Below are 18,474 nucleotides of genomic sequence, written 5' to 3'. Positions count from 1 at the left end.
AGCGTGGCCGACGGCGGCGTAACGGAGACGAAGTCCGGTACGGGGGTCACCGGGGAGGGAGGTGTGGGGGCTGTGGGATCGTCGCCACACGCGAGGAGCAGTGTGAGAACGGACAGCGTCACGAATCGGACGGCCCGGGCGGAACCTGCCAACGAGTGTGAGACACTTTCCGATTCAGTTTCGCCGACACCTCCGGATCCGCGGCGGAAGCCGCCGCGCTTCGCTTGCCCTCCCCCGAGAGAGGGGCTCTTTCTCCTCTCGTGTCTCGCGCGTGTTGGCAGAGAGGGGGTTGGCGGGGGCTCCGCGGTTCAGCGGTTCGAGCGTCATGTCCCAGCTCCTTTTCGGCGGTGCAAATCGCGGGCCTCCACTACGGCTCTACCGCAAGACTCGCTTCCGAGACAGTGTAGAGGCATCGGGATGCGTCAACAGAAAAAGGAGATGGGACGAATGATCCAGCGGAGACTGCGGCGGACGGCGCGCGCGGCGCCGGTACTGGCGTTCGGAGGATTCACCGTGGCGGCGGCGTGTGCGCCGGGAGACGGCGGAGCGTCGGCGGCGGGCGAGGCTTCCGCGACCGCCGACGGGGGGACGGCGGTATCCTTCCCGGCGGTGCCGCCCGACGGGCCAATGCCCGAGATCGGATCGGCGCCCGAGAGTTACACCCCGACGGCTGCGGGTGCTCCCTCCACGGACATCTGGGTGGCCGCGCTGGTCCGCGAAGGTGGTGCGTTGTCCATCCCGGATGCGGGCCGAGCGACGGACCGCGACGGCTACGACAACCAGCCGAGTTTCTTGCTCGACGGCTCCGCGATCCTCTACACGTCCGCCGTGGATCGAACCCAGACGGAGGTCGCGCGTCTGGCCGAGCCCGGAGCGTCGGAGCGCCTGACGCACACGGCCGAAGCGAGCGAGTTCTCACCGCTCCAGATCCCCGGCCAGGACGCCTTCTCCGCGATCCACGAGATACGGGGCAGGCAGTACCTTTGGCGCTACGCGCTCTCCGGTGACCCCGTCGGGCCGATTTTCTCCACCGCGGAGCCGGTCGGATACCACGCGTGGGCCAACGAGCACATCGTCGCGATGTTCATCCTCGGAGACCCGCCCACGCTTCAGGTGGCGGACGCCCTCACGGGCGAGATCGAGGTCGTCGCCGAGCGCCCCGGCCGGTCCATCCACCGGATTCCGGGGACGGAGGAGATCTCCTTCGTACGAAAGGTCTCGGACGACGAATGGTGGATCGAGCGCCTCGACCCTGTCGCAGGAACGACGGAGCGGATCACCCGCACGCTGCCGGGGCGCGAGGACTACGCGTGGACGCCGGAGGGGGAGATCATCATGGGGGACGGCGGGCGGCTCTACGCCAGGTCGGAAGGTTCGGACTGGACCGAGATCGCCGACTTCTCCGACTTGGGCGTGGGCGGCATCACTCGCCTCGCGGTAAGCCCCGACGGGGCTCGGATCGCGATCGTCGCGAACCGGCCGGAAGGCTGAGAACGTTCCCGCCCCGGCACCGGCCGCGGCACACCATGACGTCGCGAATCCGGTGCTGCCGCGTCGCCGGCCTTCGTTCACGATGGAGATGTCAGCGGCGTTTCCTGGCAGACCGCGCGGATTCCGGCACTGATCTCGCCACAGGCGGATCCGCCATCGCCCCGCCGGTCTCGATGCCGGTCGCCTCCACCCAGTCGTAAAGTCCCGATCTGTCGCCGCTGGAGCTGTCATAGTGAAGCTCGACCCCGGTTAACTCATCGAACAAGGGGGCAGCGGTCTTGTTCAGTCGCCAACGGAAGAGTTCCGTGTCTCCGGCCAGCCCGATCAACTCTCCCTCCTCCCGGATGATCGTAATCTCCGTCATTTCGCCCGCGCCGTCGTTGACGGCGTCCGACTCGCCGGACTGGTCGTCGAGCTTGATCCAGTCCTCCTCCTCGTCATCCCACATGTACAAAGCGTAGTTGCCGCTGCTGTTCCTCTTGATGTCGAACGAGAAGGTAGTGTACCGCTCGTTGCCCGTATACCACGCAAGGGATACCCGGCCACGCCCCTCGGCCCGGGACATTCTCGCGCGAAGCGTCCAGGACGTCAGCGAAAAATCGAAGAAGTTGCGCATCCATCCGGGCTCGTCGTCGGTGTTTGTCAGGCGCAGCAGGCCATCGGATACGGAGGCCCGCCCTTCAACGATCTCCCAATCGTCCAGGCTCGCGGCGGATTCGAAGTCGTCCCGGAATCCGGCGCTACTAGCTTCCACCGTCACCTCGGCGCCTTGCGTCGCGGTCAGGCCGTCCGGGTCCGCGGCCGTGACCGTCACCGTCGCCGTCCCCGCCGCCACCGCGGTCACCGTCAGGCTGCCGCCCTCGACGCTCGCGGTGGCCACCGCCGCGTCGCTCGACTCCGCCGCGTACGTCAGCTCGTCTCCGTCCGGGTCGCTGAAGAAGGCGGACACATCGACGGTCGCGCTCTGGCCGGCCGTCATCGTCTGCGCGGGAATCGCCCCCACCGCCTCCGGCGCCCGGTTGGCCGCCTCGACCGTGATGTTCGCGCTCTGCATCGCCGTCAGCCCATCCGGGTCGGTCGCCGTCACGGTCACCGTCGCCGTCCCCGCCGCCACCGCGGTCACCGTCAGGCTGCCGCCGGACAGGGAAACGGAGACCACGCCGTCGTCGGATGAGGCGGCGGTGTAAGTCAGGGTCCCCCCATCCGGATCGCTGAAGAACGGAGTCACGTCCACGGTCACCGACTGTCCCGCCGTCATGACCTGGGCCGGTATCGAGCCGACCGCCACGGGAGCCGCCGGCGGCGGGGGTGGCGGCGGGGGTGGCGGCTCCGTGGTCCCGTCTCCTCCACAGGAGGCGATCCCGAAAAGAGCCGCGACAAGGAGCAACGACCGAAACAGGTCGCGGTCTCGGAGTCCGTTGATTCGGATGGTTGTTCGTTCGTTCATTGTGTCGCCCCGGCGATATCGATTATTGGTCCCTGTTGTACGGACCGCCCCAACCCGCATGTGCGCTCTCATCGTGCGCGGTGCCTGAAGCCGGTTCACAGCGCCCCTCGTTCCCATGGTCCCCAGACCGCGAACGTGTAGCTCAGGTCGCCCGGCCCCGTGAAGTCCAGATCGCCCTGAAGGTTGAAGAACAACGTCCGGCCATCCGGGCTGAAGCACGCCCCCGCGAACTCGCGCCGGTTGAGGAGGTTCCGAGCGAAGGGGAAGATCTCTCCCGAAGGCGACAGACCTCGAAGATGTGTCGCCGCGCCGTTGTCTTCGCAGACGAGAATGCCGCCCCTGGGGCTGACCGTGATATTGTCGGGGCTGTCCAAGACGTCCGCCGCACGCGACTCGTACACGAGGACCAGCGATTCCTCCGCGGGCACGTACCGCCAGACCTGCCCCAGTTCGGCGTTCCCGCCGTTGGTGGAATGAAAATAGATGCTGCGGTCGCCGTACCAGCAGCCCTCGAGACGCGAGAACCGGGCTCCGCCTTCTTCGTACCCTTCGCGCCAAACAGTCGTCGGTTCATCCTCGGCCTCGGGCGGATCGGGACGTTCGATCGGAACCCACTCGACTTCGCGCCAGGTTCCCGTGTTCTGGCCGGTGCGGAGATCCACTTGAGGGTCGCCGCGTACGGCGAGCATCTCCAGGGTGCCCCCATCCGCCAGGACGCCCGGAGTGCGGGGTCTAAAGCGATAGAAACCCACGCGGCTGCCGTAATCTTCCGTCTCATAGACGAAGCCGGTGTCGGGATCCACCGCTACCGCCTCGTGTGAGAAACGTCCCATCGCTTTCAGGGGCTCCGGCCGTACCGGCCCGTCGGCGTCCGCGGAGACCTCGAACACATATCCGTGGGGGACGGACCAGCCGCCGTCCCGTCGTCCCTCGGTCGTTTCCTCGCACGACAGCCAACTGCGCCACGGTGTCACGCCACCCGCGCAGTTGACTATGGTCCCCCCGAGGCTCACGAAGTCGCGCAGCAGGGTCGGGCGTCCATCCGCGTCCAGCCGGACCTCCAGGGTCGTCGTTCCGCCGCCCCCTTGGGGATCGTACGCCAGGTCCGGCGGGACCAGCGGCATTGCCAGGCCGGGCAGGTCCCGGTCCTCATGGTTTCTCACGAGGCGAACGACATCGTCGCTCACCGGGAAGGCGCCCATCCCGTCGTGAGCGCGGGGCGTCAACGTTCCATCGGACATCGGACTGCATTCCACGCCGAGGATCGTGTAGGAGAATCCGTCCGGCAGCGCCAGTTCCGGACCGGCGTGGCGCAAGGGCCCATACCCGTTCCCGGTCCGCCTGGATCCGGCAAGCTTCACCGGAGCCGGAGCGGACGGACTCTCGGCGCAGGCCGCGAGCCCGGCCAGCGAAGGGGCGATCGCGGCCGCCCCCGCCAGACGTCCGGCTCGGCGGACGAAGTCGCGCCGGGGAATCTCGCTCATCGATCCCTCCATGTTGGCGTTTATCATCGTCTCCAGGCTTCCGCGCCGGGAAGCCCGCTGCTGACCAGCACCTCGAGCCCGCCCCGAAATCTTGGTTGTCATCTTCAATGATGAATCGCGTCTCACGCCCAAAAACATTGCTGAAAGTCGTGCATAAAAATTATGCGGGCGTGCGTGCGCAAGGCCGACGCCCCGCTCTCCGATGTTGGGGAAGATCCGTCGTCGGCCGGCGCGGAGGGAGGCCGGGGACGTTCCCGGCCGTCGGGCGCAGGGGGAATTACGAGTCGAAGAGCAGCCGGTCGAGGCCCTGCGTAAGACCCACGCGCTCGGGCGCCAGTCGCGAGGCGAGGAGGGTGCCGGCCACATAAGGCACCGCGCTCGACCCCGCGTCGTGCCGGATCGTCAGGCGTTCATCGTGTAGGCCGAAGATCGACTCCACGGAGATGATGTAGCTCGGGAGCCGGAGCGAATGTACCTGCGCGCCCCCGATCGTGGCCCCCCTTGCCTCGCGCGACCCAAGAGTCCCGGCGACCGGCCGGGCGAGTTTGTTGTCCGCGACCGTTCCCAGAAACTCGGCCAACTCCCGTGCGGTGCCGCTGGGTGCGTCGGGTTTCCCCGCCGAGCCCATGTCCACGATCTCCCAGTGCGGCACATGTCGCGCGGCGATCCCGGAGAAATGCTTCAGCAGTGCCGCCGTGACCGAGAAGTTGCCCGCCGCGATCACGCCCACGCCCCGGGCGCGGGCGGCACGGTCGATTTCCGCATATTCGCGCGCCGCCAGCCCCGAGGTTCCCACCACGGCGGCCACGCCCGCCTCGATCGCGGCCATCACGTTGCCGTACACGGCCGTCGGGTGAGTGTAGTCGATGTAGACGTCCGCCGGGACTTCGAGCGCCGCCCGCGCGGTGGCGGCGACGCGGACCGCCGAACCGTCCGCCTCCCCGCGAAGGGCCCCCACCGTCTTGCCCGCCGCCTGCCGCGCCACCGCGCCCACCAGTTCGAACTCCTCGGCACCGAGGACGGCGGACACGATGCTCTCGCCCGTCCAGCCCGTCGCCCCACCTACGCAGACCCGAATCGTCACGTTCACTCCTGTCTTCCGTCGCCGCTCCCGAAGTTCTCGCGGGAGCGTGGGGAGGGGCAACTCGGGCGTCACGACCGGGCTCGAAGCGTCAACGTACGTGAGGCGGGCCCCAAAGCTACCGAGAATAGTATGTTGAGAGCTCACGCACCCTGGAAGCGAGGATGAGAGCCATGAGCATGGATCGCCGCGACTTCGTTCGGACCGCCGCCGCGGGTCTGGCTTCGGCCGCCGTGGCCGCTCCCGCCGCCGCGGCCGCCGAGAGTCGACCGCCACGAGCCTCCAATCGCCCGGGGGCGCCCGCGATCGCCGGTTCGCGGGCCGCCCGGCCCATCGTCATCTCCGATCTCAGCGGGATCCGCTTCCGTAACGGCGGATCCGAAAGCTCGGTGGAGCGCGCCTTCCGCGGCATCGTCGAGGGCGAGGATGTGCTCGACGCCCTCACGGCGGGCGTGAACATCCCCGAGAACGACCCGACGGAGATGGGGATCGGCTACGGCGGACTCCCCAACGCGGACGGCGTCGTCCAGCTCGATGCGTGCTGCATGCACGGACCCCGACGCTGGGCGGGGGGCGTCGCGGCGCTCGAGGGCGTCCGCACTCCGTCGCTCGTCGCGAAGGCGGTGGCCGAGCTCACCGACCACCACCTGCTCGTCGGGGCCGGCGCCCAGGCGTTCGCGCGCCAACTCGGGTTCGAGATCGAGGACGACCTCAACACGGAGGCGTCGCGCACCCTGTGGCTCGAATGGCGCCGTCGCATCGACCCCGGCCACTGGCTCGATCCCCGCAAGCGGCTCGAAGCCGGCCTCTCGATGGTCGACGATGGCCTGATCCCGGCGCATTCGTTCTGGGGGACGACGAACTGCAACGCGGTGAACGCGGAAGGCGACATCTGCGGCGTCACCACGACGAGCGGCCTCTCGTGGAAGATCCCCGGGCGAACGGGAGATTCCCCGATCCTCGGCGCCGGCCTCTACGTGGACAACGACGTGGGCGCCGTCGGCTCGACGGGCCGGGGCGAGGCGAACCTCTACAACCTTTCGTCGTTCCTCGCCGTCGAGTTCATGCGTCAGGGGATGAGCCCGCTCGATGCGGGCGTGGCCACGCTGGAGCGGATCCAGTCGAACACGGTCGAGTCGCGGCTCCTCAACGCGCGCGGCCTGCCGAACTTCGACGTCCGCTTCTTCCTCCTCGACAAACAGGGGGAGACGGCCGGCGTCGCCATGTACGGCTCCGCGGAGACGCACTACGCCGTCTGCACGGAGAACGGGGCGGAGGAGCGCCCGCTCGAGGGTCTCCTGGAGGGCTCGCCCCGGGACGCGTAACGGCGCCCGGAGCGTGGTTCGCGCGCGGGCTCGAGCCTCAGCGGTTGTAGGCCGGCGTCGGCCCCCGAAGCCGGGCCCACACGGCGTCGCAGGCGGCGAGCGCCTCGGCGTCGAGCGGCGGCGCGTCGAAGGCGTCGAGGTTCTCCTCGAGGTGCTCCATTCGTGACGCCCCGAGGATGATGCAGTCTGCCCCCTCCTGCGCGCGCAGCCAGCCCAGGGCGAGTTCCACCGGCGTCAGACCCGCGTCCCGCGCGATCGTCCCGACCTCGGCCACGGCGTGGAAGTATTCGTCGTGCCAGAAGCGGTCCAGGTACATCCGGTTGCCGTCGAAGCGCGTCCCCGGCAGCGGCGCCGCCGACCGCTGTTTCCCGGTCAGCAGCCCGCCCGCGAGCGGATTGTAGACGATATTCGAGATCTCGTAGCGCTTCGTGAAGGCGAGGTACTCCTGCTCGATTCCGCGCGCGGCGAGGTTGTACATCGGCTGCGCGATCCACGGCTTGGCCCAGCCCTCGCGCTCGCAGATCGAGAACATCTCGCCCATCTGCCACGCACTGTAGTTGGATGTGGCCGGATAACGGATGAGTCCCTCCAGTCGGAGCTCCTCCAGCGCGGCGAGACTCTCCTCTATCGGCGTCTCATGGTCCGGCAGATGCAGGTAATAGATGTCGAGATAGTCCGTCCGGAGCCGTCTCAGCGAGTCCTCGATCCCGCGGCGGATCGCGTCGCGCGAGAGGCCCGAGTATTCGACGGGGTCTCCCATCGGATTGCACACCTTGCTTGCAAGGACGATCTCCGCGCGCCGGTCCCCGAGGACTTCGCCCAGGATCTCTTCGGACAAACCTTGGTTGTAGACGTTCGCGGTGTCGAAGAAGTCGACGCCCCGCTCGAGGCACAGGTCGACCATCGCCGCGGCGGCCTCGACGTCGGTCTGCGACCCGAACGTCATCGTGCCCATGCAGGCGCGGGACACCTCGAGGGCGGTATGGGTGAGTTTTCGTCTCTCCACGATCTTTCGTATCCTCCCGTAGGGAGCCAGTGTCCGGGGAACGCCCCCTCACCCGGGGCGCACCGGGTGGCACCGGCAAGGTAGCAGAACCCGAGCGCGGGACGGAACAGATGACGACTGGCCCGGTCCAGACGCGGTCACTGGAGGAACTCGCGGCCGACGCGGCGGCCCGCTACGCGGCGGCGAATCCCCTGAGCCAGGCGAGCTTCGAGCGCTCGACGAACTACCTGCCGGGGGCGGACACGCGAACGGTCAACCACTACGACCCCTTCCCCGTCACCATCGTCCGTGGCGAAGGGTCGCGGCTGCACGACCTCGACGGGCACGTCTACGTCGACTTCCTCAACGACTACACGGCCGGGCTCTACGGCCACTCGAACCCCGCGATCCGCGCCGCGATCGTGGAGGCGGCGGGACGGGGCCTGACCCTCGGCGCCCCGAGCCCGAACCAGCAGGAATTCGCCGAACTCATCTGCCGCCGCTTTCCGTCCGTCGACCGCCTGCGCTTCACGAATTCGGGGACGGAGGCGAACCTCATGGCGGTCAGTCTGGCGCGCGCCGTGACCTGCCGGGAAGGGGTGCTCGTGTTCGACGGGGCGTACCACGGCGGGCCCCTGAACTTCACCGGCCCGGACCGGCGTCTCAACGTGCCCTTTCCGTGGACCGTCGCGGACTACAACGATGCCGAGTCCGCGCGATCCGTCATCGCGGAGCGGGCGACCGAACTTGCCTGCGTGCTCGTCGAGCCCATGCTCGCCGGCGGCGGGTGCATCCCCGGGACGCGGGTGTTTCTGAAGGCGCTGGCGGATGCGACGCGCCGGGCCGGCGTCCTGCTGATCTTCGACGAAGTCCAGACGTCGCGGCTCGCCCCGGGCGGCCTGCAGGGAGCGCTCGACATTCACGCCGATCTCACGACGTTCGGAAAGTATCTCGGGGGCGGCGCTTCCTTCGGCGCCTTCGGGGGACGCGCCGATCTCATGGACCGCTTCGATCCGCGCCGGGAGCATCACCTCAGCCATCCCGGCACGCACAACAACAACTCGCTGACCATGGCGGCGGGCCTCACGGGACTGCGCGACGTGTTCACGCCCGACGCGGTGCGCCGGCTGACGGTGCGCGGAGACGCTCTGCGCGCCGCCCTCAACGGGGTCGCGGCGGCGAGGGACGCGCCCGTGCAGGTCACGGGCCGCGGTTCGATCATGACGGTCCACTTCCAGCGCAGGCCGATCCGCCGCCGCGCCGACGTCGCCCACACGCCGATGGCCGCCCGCGACCTCTTCCAGCTCGAGATGCTGCTGGCCGGGTTCTACGTGGCCCGCCGGGGGTTCGTCACCGTCTCGCTGGCGCACGATGACGAGGACTGCGACGCGCTGGTCGCGGAGTTCGACGCCTTCCTCGGGCGGCACGCCGCCGCCATCGACGCGGCGCTCGCGTGACCGGCAAGGTCCCCATCACGACGGCGGCGCCCCTGGTTCTTGGGCTGCTGACCACGGCGGCCGGTTCGGCCGCAGGCCAGGAGACGACGGAGTGCGGAGAGCGGGCGTCGCTTCACGTGCTGGTGACCGAGGAGTCCGGGGCTCTCGTCCTCCCCGGAGCCACGATCGTCCTCCGCTGGACCGCCGATGAGGTGCTGAGGCCGGTGCGCGAACCCGCCGGGGTCGACGGGGCGTTTTCGCTCTGCGTTCCCGGCGATGCGCGGGCGGCCACGCTGTGGGCGGAGTTCGGGGACGATTCGAGCGAAGAGGCGGTCGTCGCCTTCGAGCCGGGCATGGCACACGAAGTCCACCTGCGCGTCCTGTTCGGAGACGCCGAGCCGGGCAGGATCGTGGGCCGCGTGCTCGACGCGACGACGGACGATCCGGTGGCGACGGCCACGGTGTCGCTGACCGGCCGGCCCGCGGAGGTCCAGAGCGACCGCCAGGGCCGGTTCGCACTCACCGGGGTGCCCGCCGGGTCGCACCTGCTCGAGGTCGAAAGGATCGGCTACGCTTCCCTCCGCTATGAGGTGACGGTGGTCCGCGGACTGAGCACGGAACTCCAGGTCGGGCTCGTGCCCGCGCCGGTGCAGATGGAACCGCTCGTCGTGACCGCGAGCCGACCGCGACGGCTGGAAATCAACGGGTTTTACGATCGCAAGTACTTCGGCGAACTGCTCGGCGGCGGGACGTACTTCACGCTGGAGGACATCGATCGCCGGCGTCCGGTTCGCGTCTCGCACATGCTGGCCGACGCGCCCGGTATCCGCCTTCGGTGCCCCGGCTCCGGGTTCCGCGACTGCTGGGTCGAGAGTTCGAGGGCATCCGGAGGGTTCACGCCCGGGGGCTGTGAACTCAGCGCCTATCTCGACGGTTCTCCGATTCCGGTCCGGGAACTGGACTCGCTGGTGTTGCCGGTGGAGGTCGGGGGCATCGAGGTGTACCAGGGGCCCGGCGAGCTGCCGCCCGAGTTCGGCGGATACGACGCGCGCTGCGGCGCTGTCGTGATCTGGACGAAATAGCCGCGCCGCGGTCCCTCTACCTCACGCGCACGTGCTTTTCGAGCATGCGCCGGCGGACGACGCCGCCGTAGACGTTTCCCTCCGCATCCACGCCCACGGCCTCGGCGCCGCTGTGCTCGATCGTCGTGGACTCGATGTCCTCGATGAAGTACGAGACGGAGCCGTCGCGCGCGCTCCCGATGCGGATCCCCTTCTTCCAGCCGGGGTTGTTCGGCCCCCAGCTCTCCGAATCCGCGACGTAGATCGTGTCGTCGTCGTCGATGAAGATCCCGCTCGGACGGCTGAACTGCTTCCATTCCTCCACGAACGTGCCGTCCTCGAGGAAGATCTGGATGCGGTTGTTCGCCCTGTCGCCGATGAAGATCCGGCCCTGCGAGTCCCTGGCGATGGCGTGCGGCGTGCTGAACTGGCCGGGCCCCGAACCGGGCCCGCCCCAAGCGTCCAGGAAATCCCCCTCGGGACTGAATCGCACGACGCGGTCGTTGCCCTCGCCGTGCCCCTCCGTGACGAGGAGGTCGCCGCCGGGAAGGACGAGGACATCGGTCGGCTGGTTGAACACGTCGGGCCCGAGGCCCGCGACGCCGGCCTGCCCCAGCGTGAGCAGGAGTTCGCCGTCTGAGCTGAACTTGAACACCTGGTGTCCAAGCTCCCCGTTTCCGCGGGCGTCCGTCGCCCAGACGTTCCCCTCATGGTCGACGTGGAACCCGTGCGGATAGTTGAACAGACCCGCGCCCCACGAAGCGAGCGCCCGGCCGGACAGGTCGTACTTGACGATCGGGTCTTCGGGCCGGTCGGCGCAGCTGTTCTCGAAGCAGCGGTGCATGACGTAGAGATGGCCGTCGGGTCCCTGCTCGACGCCCGTGACCTGTCCCCACTGCACCGCGCCCGGGGGCAGTTCCGCCCAGGGTTCGATGCGCTCGTAAGGACCGGGCAGGTCGTTGACGGGCTCCACCTGCTGCGCCGCGCCGTCCGCGGCGTCGCCTCCGTCCGCGGCGCCGCCGCACGCCGCAAACACCGGACCGAGGAAGAAGAAGAGTCGTGTGATTCGCCGTGTCATTTGTCGTCTCCCTTGTCGTCTCCCCTGCCGTCTCCCCTGTCGTCTCCCTCATCGGTTGCGGGCTTCCCGGCCGAAGCCGGCCGGCCGCCGGTTCGGATCACCCCCTCCTGGGCGACCGAGGCCACGAGCGCCCCTTCCCGCGTGAAGAAGCTCCCGCGCGTAAACGCCCGCGCGCCGCCCGCGGTCGTGCTCTCCGTGACGTACAGGAGCCAGTCGTCGACCCGGAAGGGACGGTGGAACCAGATCGCGTGGTCGAGCGAGGCGCCCATCAGGTCGCGGTCGAAGAAGGTACGCCCGTGCGGCACGAGCGCGGCGCGCAGCAGCCCGTAGTCGGAGGCGTAGGCGAGCACGGCCTGGTGGTCGAGCGGGTCGTCGCCCAGATCTCCTACCGTGCGAATCCAGGCCCGGCGGACGGGCCTGTCCGGCTTCGGCTTGAAGGGGTCGAGCGGGGCCACGGGACGCCGATCGAGCGGCCGGTCCTGCGTGAGCAGCGAGCGGAGCGGCTCAGGGACGCGCTCGGCGTTCCGCCGGATGATGTCGATCTCGGACTCGAGTGCCTCGGGCGGCAGCACCTCCGGCATCTCGTCCTGATGTGAGATGCCCTCCTCCGTCTTGTGGAACGAGGCGGACATGTTGAAGATCGCGCGCCCGTGCTGGATCGCCGTCACGCGCCGCGTGGTGAAGCTCCGCCCGTCGCGCAGGCGGTCCACGAAGTAGACGACCGGAATCTCCAGGTCCCCGGCGAGGATGAAGTATCCGTGCAGCGAGTGTGCCGCCCGGTCCTCGGTTTCGACGGTCCGGCGCGCCGCCACGAGCGACTGGGCGAGTACCTGTCCCCCGAAGATCCGGCCCGAGCCGATATCCCGGTTCTGCCCGCGGTAGATGTTCCGCTCGACCGGCTCGAGGTCGAACAGGTCGACCAGATCCCGCGCGGTGTAGCTCAAGGAAAGCTCTCCGGCGGTACGCGGCGGAGGGTGGCCTGCTCGAAGGCGTAGGCGAGTTCGATGAGCCGGGGCTCGCTGCAGGCCGCCCCGGTGAACCCGATCCCGAACGGTGCGGGCCGGGCGTCGAAACTCTCGGGGAAGGGGGGTGTCGGCGCGTTGGGCACGAAGCCGAAGGGCACGACGATGTGCGGGTACTGCGCCCGCGCCGCCAGCGCGGCTCCCCGGCTTCCCGGCGTGAAGATCGCGTCGAGGTCGTATTCCTCCAGCACGGCGTCGATCCCCCGCGTCTGGCTCAGCACCGAATCCTTCGCCATGTCCGCCGCGTTCCGGGCCCGGTCCGCTTCGACATCCATCTCGTCGGAGATGTCGTAACGCGACTGGTCGTACTTCATCGACCCCGCGTCGCGGTGCGCGAGGTTCCACTCCCGAAGCTCGGTCAGCGTCCTGACCGGCGCCGACGGTCCGAGCGAGGCGAGCCACGCGTCGAAATCGCGCTTCATCCCGTACTTGAAGTTGACCGAACACCCCTCGTCCGACCCCTTCGCCTGGTGTCCCCCGATGCAGAGCGGCCACGTGTTGAAGTTGGCTCCGGGGTCGGGGTCGACGAAGCTGGGGACCTCGGCCGGGTCCACGACCACGGCGCCCGCGGCCTCGAGTATCGAGATCGCCTCCGCCATGAGCGCCGCCGCTTCGTCGCCGAGGCCGCCGATTGCCTCGGCTCCGACCTCGACCGGCTCGTAGTAGAACGACCGGGGGATCCCGATCCGTGCGCCCTCCAGCCCGTCGGCGTTCAGGAACGGCGTGTAGTCCCGGCCCGGCGGCGCCTCGCAGCGCGCGGTGGCAGCGTCGTTCGGGTCGGGCGCGGCCCCCTCCATCGCCCCGAGCATGATCGCCGCATCGGTCACCGTGCGAGCCATCGGTCCCGCCATATCGTGATCGAGCGTCACCGGGGCCACGCCCCAGCGGCTGACGCGCGCGATCGTCGGCCGGATGCCCACGAGCATGTTCGCGTTCGAGGGGCTGATGATCGATCCGCCCGTGTCCGTCCCCACGTTCGCGGCCCAGAAGCTGGCGGCCGTCCCGATCCCCGAACTGGAGCCGCCCGTGGTGAGCGCCGGACGCCCGTCGTTGCGGTCTTCCCGCGGGTCGCGGCGCGGATCGTAGGGGTTGAGACCGTAACCCGTGAGGGCGTTGTAGTTGCCCGGCATCTGGTTCGGCGGTCCAGCCATGAAGTTCGCGAACTCCGTGAGCCCCGCCTTCGCGATGATGATCGCGCCCGCCTCGCGAAGGTTCGTCGTCAGCGTCGCCTCGTACGGCGGAAAATAACCCTCGAAGGCGAGCGATCCGCCCGTCGTCGGGAGGTGCGTCGTGTGAATGTTGTCCTTGAGCGCGACCGGGATGCCGTGCAGCGGCCCGCGCACGTTGCCCGCCGCCCGCTCCGCGTCGAGCGCCTCGGCCTCCGCGAGGGCATTCGGGTTGATCGAGACCGCCGCGTTGAGCTGCCACTCGTAGCGCGCGATCCGCGCCAGGTGCTCCATCACGAGCCGCCGCGACGTGAGCTGTCCGCTCTCCATCGCCGCCTGCATGTCCGGAATCGTCGCCTCCACCACGTCGAACGGCTCCGCCTCGGGCGCGGGGCCGCGGCACGCCGCCGCAATTCCGACCAGCAGGACGCTCGCAGTCACAACGCCCGCCAGCCGAAATCCCGCCCTCACGGAGGGGGGGTTGGCGCTTTGAGCTGACCTCATGGGATCCTCCGATTCCCTGGACTCCGATGCGGACCTCGAATCTCGCCCTGTCGTCGCCGTATAGTAAGGGATGACCCGCTGTCCGTCGCAGCCTCGATCCCGGGAGACCGCCGTGTTCAGCAGAATCCTCGCCGCTTCCGCTCTCGTCGCCCTCACGACCGTCGCCGCAGCCCCGCTCCACGCTCAGGACCTGGACGCCCCCCGCCCGATCGACCGGCTCGACACCGTGTGGATCGAGGAGATGACGTGGATGGAGGTGCGCGACGCCCTCGCGGACGGGATGACGACCGCGATCATCGGCACCGGCGGCATCGAACAGAACGGTCCCTACCTGGCCAGCGGCAAGCACAACTTCGTGCTGCAGGCCACGGCGGAGGCGATCGCGCGCGAACTGGGGAACGCCCTCGTCGCCCCGGTCATCAAGCTGGTTCCGGAGGGGAACATCGATCCGCCCTCCGGACACATGCGGTACCACGCCACGATCAGCGTCCGGCAGGAGACGTTCGAGGCCATGCTCACGGATGTGCTGGGCAGCCTCGCCGCGCACGGGTTCGAGCATCTCGTCCTCATCGGAGACAGCGGCGGGAACGTGAGCGGCATGGAGAACGTGGCCGCCGCCCTCAACGCGGCCTGGGCCGACAGTCCGGCCCGCGTCCATTTCATCCCGGAGTATTATACCGAAGATATCTACAGTTGCGATTATCTGAAGGAGGAACTGGAGATATTCCAGCAACCGGACGAGTGCGTGGCGACCCGCAACGAGTACCACGACGACTATCACTATTCGTCCATTATGGCGACGGTCGATCCGAACACGATCCGCGCGGATCAGCGGCTGGAGGCCGGCCTCTTCTCCATCAACGGCGTCGACCTCTCACCGGTGGAGCGGACGATCGAGAACGGGCGACGACTCGTCGACTACCGCGCCGAGATCACCGCCCGCGCCATCCGTCGCTCGATCGACGGCAACGACTGACAATGTCAGTTCCGGGGATCGGGGTCGCCGCCCTCCGGCCGCCGGTCCCAGTAGTCGGTGGGACGGTCGTCGCTCATGAGGGCGTCCTCATCCAACCAGTAATGATCGCCGAACGGCTTCGGGTCGGGCCATACTTCGTCGAGCGTGTCCGCGTCGTACACGATCCCGTCCTTCACCACGAGACGGAGGTCCGCCGTGTTCCGGATATCGTCGAGCGGGTTCGAGTTGAGGACGATGAAGTCCGCCAGCTTGCCCTCCGCGAGCGATCCCGTCTCGTGCTCCAGACCCAGGAAATGGGCGCCGTGGATCGTGCCGATCTCGATCCCCGTCATCTCGTCCGTGCCCGCCGCGGCCATCCACACCTCGTAGTGGGAACCGAGGCCGTGCAACTGGCCGTGTGACCCGATCGCCCCCCAGCCGCCTTCCTCGATGATGTCGCCGAGGCCGCGCGCGAGGAGGGGGAAGCTGTAGTCCGTCTCCGGGCGCATCATGCGGCGCCGGGTGGAGGGGATGAGCATCCGCCACGGGAGCCAGCGGCGCATCTTCTCGTCCTTCCACACCTCGTACGTCTGGAAGAAGTACTCCTCGTTCCAGGCGCCGGGGCCGCCGACCATGAAGGTGGGCGAGTACACGGCGTCGGCGTGGCCGAAGAACTTTGCCACGTCGCCGTACAGGGGCACGTAGCTCATGGGGTGCTCCCAGCCGGTGTGGCCGTCCATGATCATGCCCATGTTGTACTCGATGTCGCCGCCCTCGGCGGTGACGCGCAGGCCGCGCTCGCGGGCCGCCTCCGTGACCCACTGCCGCTGGTCGCGCCGCGGCTGCAAGTACTCCTTGATCATCACCGCGCCCCACGACGCGAGGCGCGCGACGTTCTGGTCGGCGACCTCCCGGCTCGTGATTTCGTTCTGGCGCGCCCCGTCGCCCGAGTACACCGGATCCCCTGTGCTGTAGGTGCGCGGGCCGATCATCGCCCCGGCCTCGACGAGTTCGGCGGCGGGGAAGACGTTCGACGACCACTGCGAGTTGTCGAGCGTCGTCGTGATCCCGTACGCCATGTAGATCGCGGACTCCCAGTTGCGCTGCGGGATCACGCCCAGGTGGTCGCGGTGATGGTGTGCGTGCATGTCGATGAGGCCGGGCATGATCGTCGTGCCGGAGGCGTCGATCACGTGGTCCGCGCCGGCGGTGTCGCAGTCGCCGACGCAGGCGAGGCGGCCGTTCCGCACGACGATGTCGCCGCTCTCGATGACCCGGCCGTCCTCCACCGTGATGATCCGCGCACCGGTGAAGGCGACGCTCCCGCGGGCGATGTGGCGCGGGAGTTCGAGGTCGATCGGCGTCTCGACCGTCTCGCCGCTGTTCGGGTCGTGCGTGTAGTAGCGGGGGCCGCTCACGAACTCGAGCGTGTTCGCGTCGCGCCAGCGCGGATGGATCCCGCCCTCGAAGCTCACCTGCGTCACCGGGAGTTGGCCGTTGCGCTTCGCGATGCGGACGATGTTGGACCCCGTACCGCCGTAGGGGAACGGCATCCGGTACACGTTGTCGCCCTCCTGGAAGGCGAGCCACGCCCCGTCCGGCGACACCGCCGCCTCGTCCGCGTCCGGCAGCGTGAAGTGGACCCGGCGGTCGCTCCCGTCGAGGCGGATGGAGGCGATCTCCGTCCCCGCCGGCTCGCCGTCGTCGGGCCCCAGAGCCTCCGGATAGAAGAGCCGTCCGTCCGGCCCGAACGACGCCTGCGCGACGGGCCGCCGCGGCATCAGCGGACGCCCGCCCCCGTAGGGCCGCGCCACCTTCGTGATCAGCGTCGCGTCGCCGCCTTCGGCCGGCACGCGCACGAAGTCGAAGAACTGGTTGCTCGCCACGGTCCGGCCGTGGCTCGTCGCTCCCGACCCCCGCGTGACGACGATGTCCCGGCCGTCCGGGCTCCACGCGGTGTTGAGGTATTCGCCCCTCTGCGTGGTGAGTTGCTGCGGCTCGCCCCCGTCCGCGGAGACCCGCCACACGTGACCCTGGTCGGCGTCCGCCCAGCTCGTGAAGGCGATCGAGCGCCCGTCCGGCGACCACGCGGGCGCCATCTCGAACGGCCCGAACGAATCCGGCGTGAGCCGCCGTGGCGTCCCGTCCGGCAGGTCCATGGTCCACACCCGCCCCACCGCCTGGAAGGCGAGCCGGCCGCCGTCCGGCGAGGAGGCGGTCCAGCGCGGGAACTTCACCTTGAACGTCTCGCCCAGCGCCATCTGCGGGCGCCCCGCCATCTCCGAAATCGTGCGCTGCACGCGGGCGGTGAAGGGGATCGTCGCGACGGCGCCGTCGAGGTCCACGCGGCGGATCTTCCCGCCCGCCGAAACCACGATCGAGCGCGAGTCCGAGGCCCACGCGTACCCCGGGAGGTCGCGGGTCACCTTCATCCCCTCCGCCATGTCCACCTCGATCGGGTCCATGAGGACGCGTTCGGCCCCCGTCTCCAGATCGCGCAGCCACAGCGCCGTCCGGGGCCCGAACCGATGCCCGTCGTGGGAGATCGTCCCATCCGGGATGCGGCGCGCGAAGGCGAGCCAGCGGCCGTCCGGCGAAGGCTCCGGCGCGATCGCCCCGCCGCTCGAGGTCTGTCCCTGCTGCACCATGATCCCGGAGGTGATCTCATCCACCCGCCCGGTCTCGAGGTCGAGCCGCCGGATCTGCTTGTGTCCCTGCGTCATGTCCAGCCGGCCGGACCACAGCCCCGTCGGCGCGGCCCGGAAGTGGAAGTAGAGCGACGCCCCATCCGACGAGAACGACGGCCACTGGGCGCCGGAATAGTCCGAGCCGACGAGTTGCACGCCCTCGCCGCCGTCGCGCGAGTACATCCACAGCCCCGGCGGCGCACCGCCCCCGCCCCGCCGCGTCGAGGAGCGCCGCACGGCGATGAACCGGCCGTCGGGACTCCAGGCGGGCTCCCAGGCGCGCAGCCCCTGGTCCTCGAACACCGGCCGCGGGTTCGACCCGTCCGCGTCCATCAGCCACAGATTGCTCTGCCCGCCGCGGTCCGAGATGAAGGTGATCGTGGACCCGTCGGGCGACAGGCTCGGGTGATAGTTGACCGCCACGCCGGTGTTCTGCGTGAGCACCTCGGCCTCGCCCCCCTCCGCCGGAAGCCGGTAGATGTGCCCGAGGAGGTCGAACACGAGCCATTCACCCCCCGGCTCGAGGTCGATCGACATCCACGTCCCCTCGTCCGTCGTGAAATCGATCTCGCGCGTCTCGCCGAGCGGCGCGGTCACGTCCCAGGCCGGCGCGACGTCGCCTTCCTGCGGGAGCGCGGCGACCGCGGGCGCGGCAAGCGCGAGACAGAGAAGCGCCAACACGCCGGCGGAAGCCGAGCGGGCGGCGGGAGCCGGGTCGGTGCGGGAATCACACATGGCGGGACCTCCTGAAG

Annotated in this window: 12 protein-coding genes and 1 pseudogene; 5 read left to right on the top strand and 8 right to left on the bottom strand. The window is 69.2% G+C overall.

The genetic code is table 11. The annotated features are described in order from the left end of the window. Window positions 1-447: 447 nt before the first annotated feature. Window positions 448-1,491 (top strand): hypothetical protein, encoded by a 1,044-nt coding sequence (locus ACOGXI_RS07650; RefSeq protein ID WP_419938276.1) that lies wholly within the window; start codon window positions 448-450, stop codon window positions 1,489-1,491. A 91-nt stretch (window positions 1,492-1,582) separates the two neighbouring features. Here ACOGXI_RS07650 and ACOGXI_RS07645 read toward each other — a convergent pair whose 3' ends face one another. From ACOGXI_RS07645 to dapB, 3 genes are all read right to left on the bottom strand, one after another. Continuing rightward, a complete protein-coding gene (locus ACOGXI_RS07645) occupies window positions 1,583-2,938 on the bottom strand; it encodes an Ig-like domain-containing protein (protein WP_419938275.1) in 1,356 nt (451 codons plus the stop codon). A 95-nt stretch (window positions 2,939-3,033) separates the two neighbouring features. Further along, window positions 3,034-4,422, bottom strand: a complete 1,389-nt coding sequence (locus ACOGXI_RS07640; protein ID WP_419938274.1) for an alkaline phosphatase PhoX — start codon at window positions 4,420-4,422, stop codon at window positions 3,034-3,036. 277 nt (window positions 4,423-4,699) lie between these two features. Further along, the gene (dapB, locus tag ACOGXI_RS07635) at window positions 4,700-5,506 is read right to left on the bottom strand and encodes a 4-hydroxy-tetrahydrodipicolinate reductase (RefSeq protein ID WP_419938273.1); all 807 of its coding nucleotides are present in this window, start codon (window positions 5,504-5,506) and stop codon (window positions 4,700-4,702) included. A 170-nt stretch (window positions 5,507-5,676) separates the two neighbouring features. Between dapB and ACOGXI_RS07630 the strand changes: the two genes are divergently transcribed. After that, a complete protein-coding gene (locus tag ACOGXI_RS07630; protein ID WP_419938272.1) occupies window positions 5,677-6,828 on the top strand; it encodes an isoaspartyl peptidase/L-asparaginase in 1,152 nt (383 codons plus the stop codon). Between the two features lie 37 nt (window positions 6,829-6,865). Here ACOGXI_RS07630 and ACOGXI_RS07625 read toward each other — a convergent pair whose 3' ends face one another. Then, entirely contained in the window at window positions 6,866-7,834 is a 969-nt protein-coding gene (locus ACOGXI_RS07625) for an aldo/keto reductase (RefSeq protein WP_419938271.1), read from the bottom strand. Window positions 7,835-7,944: 110 nt separating this feature from the next. Here ACOGXI_RS07625 and ACOGXI_RS07620 point away from each other — a divergent pair, with 110 nt between their 5' ends. Further along, on the top strand, window positions 7,945-9,270 hold the full coding sequence (locus tag ACOGXI_RS07620; protein WP_419938270.1) for an aspartate aminotransferase family protein: 1,326 nt from the start codon (window positions 7,945-7,947) through the stop codon (window positions 9,268-9,270). After that, on the top strand, window positions 9,267-10,331 hold the full coding sequence (locus ACOGXI_RS07615; RefSeq protein ID WP_419938269.1) for a carboxypeptidase regulatory-like domain-containing protein: 1,065 nt from the start codon (window positions 9,267-9,269) through the stop codon (window positions 10,329-10,331). Before ACOGXI_RS07620 ends, ACOGXI_RS07615 begins: the two co-directional genes overlap by 4 nt. Window positions 10,332-10,347: 16 nt before the next feature. Here the strand turns inward: ACOGXI_RS07615 and ACOGXI_RS07610 are convergent, their stop codons facing one another. The 3 genes and pseudogenes from ACOGXI_RS07610 to ACOGXI_RS07600 all read right to left on the bottom strand — a co-directional run bounded on the left by ACOGXI_RS07610 (window position 10,348) and on the right by ACOGXI_RS07600 (window position 14,017). After that, complete coding sequence (locus ACOGXI_RS07610) at window positions 10,348-11,388, bottom strand: peptidyl-alpha-hydroxyglycine alpha-amidating lyase family protein (RefSeq protein WP_419938268.1); 1,041 nt, start codon at window positions 11,386-11,388, stop codon at window positions 10,348-10,350. Window positions 11,389-11,480: 92 nt separating this feature from the next. Further along, window positions 11,481-12,332 (bottom strand): annotated as a pseudogene (tesB, locus tag ACOGXI_RS07605) (acyl-CoA thioesterase II); the annotation flags it as partial. Continuing rightward, window positions 12,329-14,017 (bottom strand): amidase family protein, encoded by a 1,689-nt coding sequence (locus ACOGXI_RS07600; RefSeq protein ID WP_419938267.1) that lies wholly within the window; start codon window positions 14,015-14,017, stop codon window positions 12,329-12,331. The pseudogene tesB and the gene ACOGXI_RS07600, both read right to left, overlap by 4 nt. A 175-nt stretch (window positions 14,018-14,192) precedes the next feature. Here ACOGXI_RS07600 and ACOGXI_RS07595 point away from each other — a divergent pair, with 175 nt between their 5' ends. Further along, the gene (locus ACOGXI_RS07595) at window positions 14,193-15,056 is read left to right on the top strand and encodes a creatininase family protein (RefSeq protein WP_419938266.1); all 864 of its coding nucleotides are present in this window, start codon (window positions 14,193-14,195) and stop codon (window positions 15,054-15,056) included. A 5-nt stretch (window positions 15,057-15,061) separates the two neighbouring features. On the opposite strand, the gene ACOGXI_RS07590 is transcribed toward ACOGXI_RS07595, so the two are convergent. Continuing rightward, the gene (locus tag ACOGXI_RS07590; protein ID WP_419938265.1) at window positions 15,062-18,457 is read right to left on the bottom strand and encodes an amidohydrolase family protein; all 3,396 of its coding nucleotides are present in this window, start codon (window positions 18,455-18,457) and stop codon (window positions 15,062-15,064) included. Window positions 18,458-18,474 lie beyond the last annotated feature (17 nt).

Origin of the sequence: Candidatus Palauibacter sp. (genome assembly GCF_965208055.1) — a bacterium.
Lineage (GTDB): Bacteria > Gemmatimonadota > Gemmatimonadetes > Palauibacterales > Palauibacteraceae > Palauibacter.
The sequence above is the reverse complement of the archived record's forward strand: the minus strand, read 5'-3'. Positions and strand labels throughout refer to the sequence as shown.

Coding starts and splice junctions, on each gene's coding strand:
- ACOGXI_RS07650 (WP_419938276.1), top strand. CDS start 448: ATGATCCAGCGGAGACTGCGGCGGACGGCGCGCGCGGCGCCGGTACTG.
- ACOGXI_RS07645 (WP_419938275.1), bottom strand. CDS start 2,938: ATGAACGAACGAACAACCATCCGAATCAACGGACTCCGAGACCGCGAC.
- ACOGXI_RS07640 (WP_419938274.1), bottom strand. CDS start 4,422: ATGAGCGAGATTCCCCGGCGCGACTTCGTCCGCCGAGCCGGACGTCTG.
- ACOGXI_RS07630 (WP_419938272.1), top strand. CDS start 5,677: ATGAGCATGGATCGCCGCGACTTCGTTCGGACCGCCGCCGCGGGTCTG.
- ACOGXI_RS07620 (WP_419938270.1), top strand. CDS start 7,945: ATGACGACTGGCCCGGTCCAGACGCGGTCACTGGAGGAACTCGCGGCC.
- ACOGXI_RS07610 (WP_419938268.1), bottom strand. CDS start 11,388: ATGACACGGCGAATCACACGACTCTTCTTCTTCCTCGGTCCGGTGTTT.
- ACOGXI_RS07590 (WP_419938265.1), bottom strand. CDS start 18,457: ATGTGTGATTCCCGCACCGACCCGGCTCCCGCCGCCCGCTCGGCTTCC.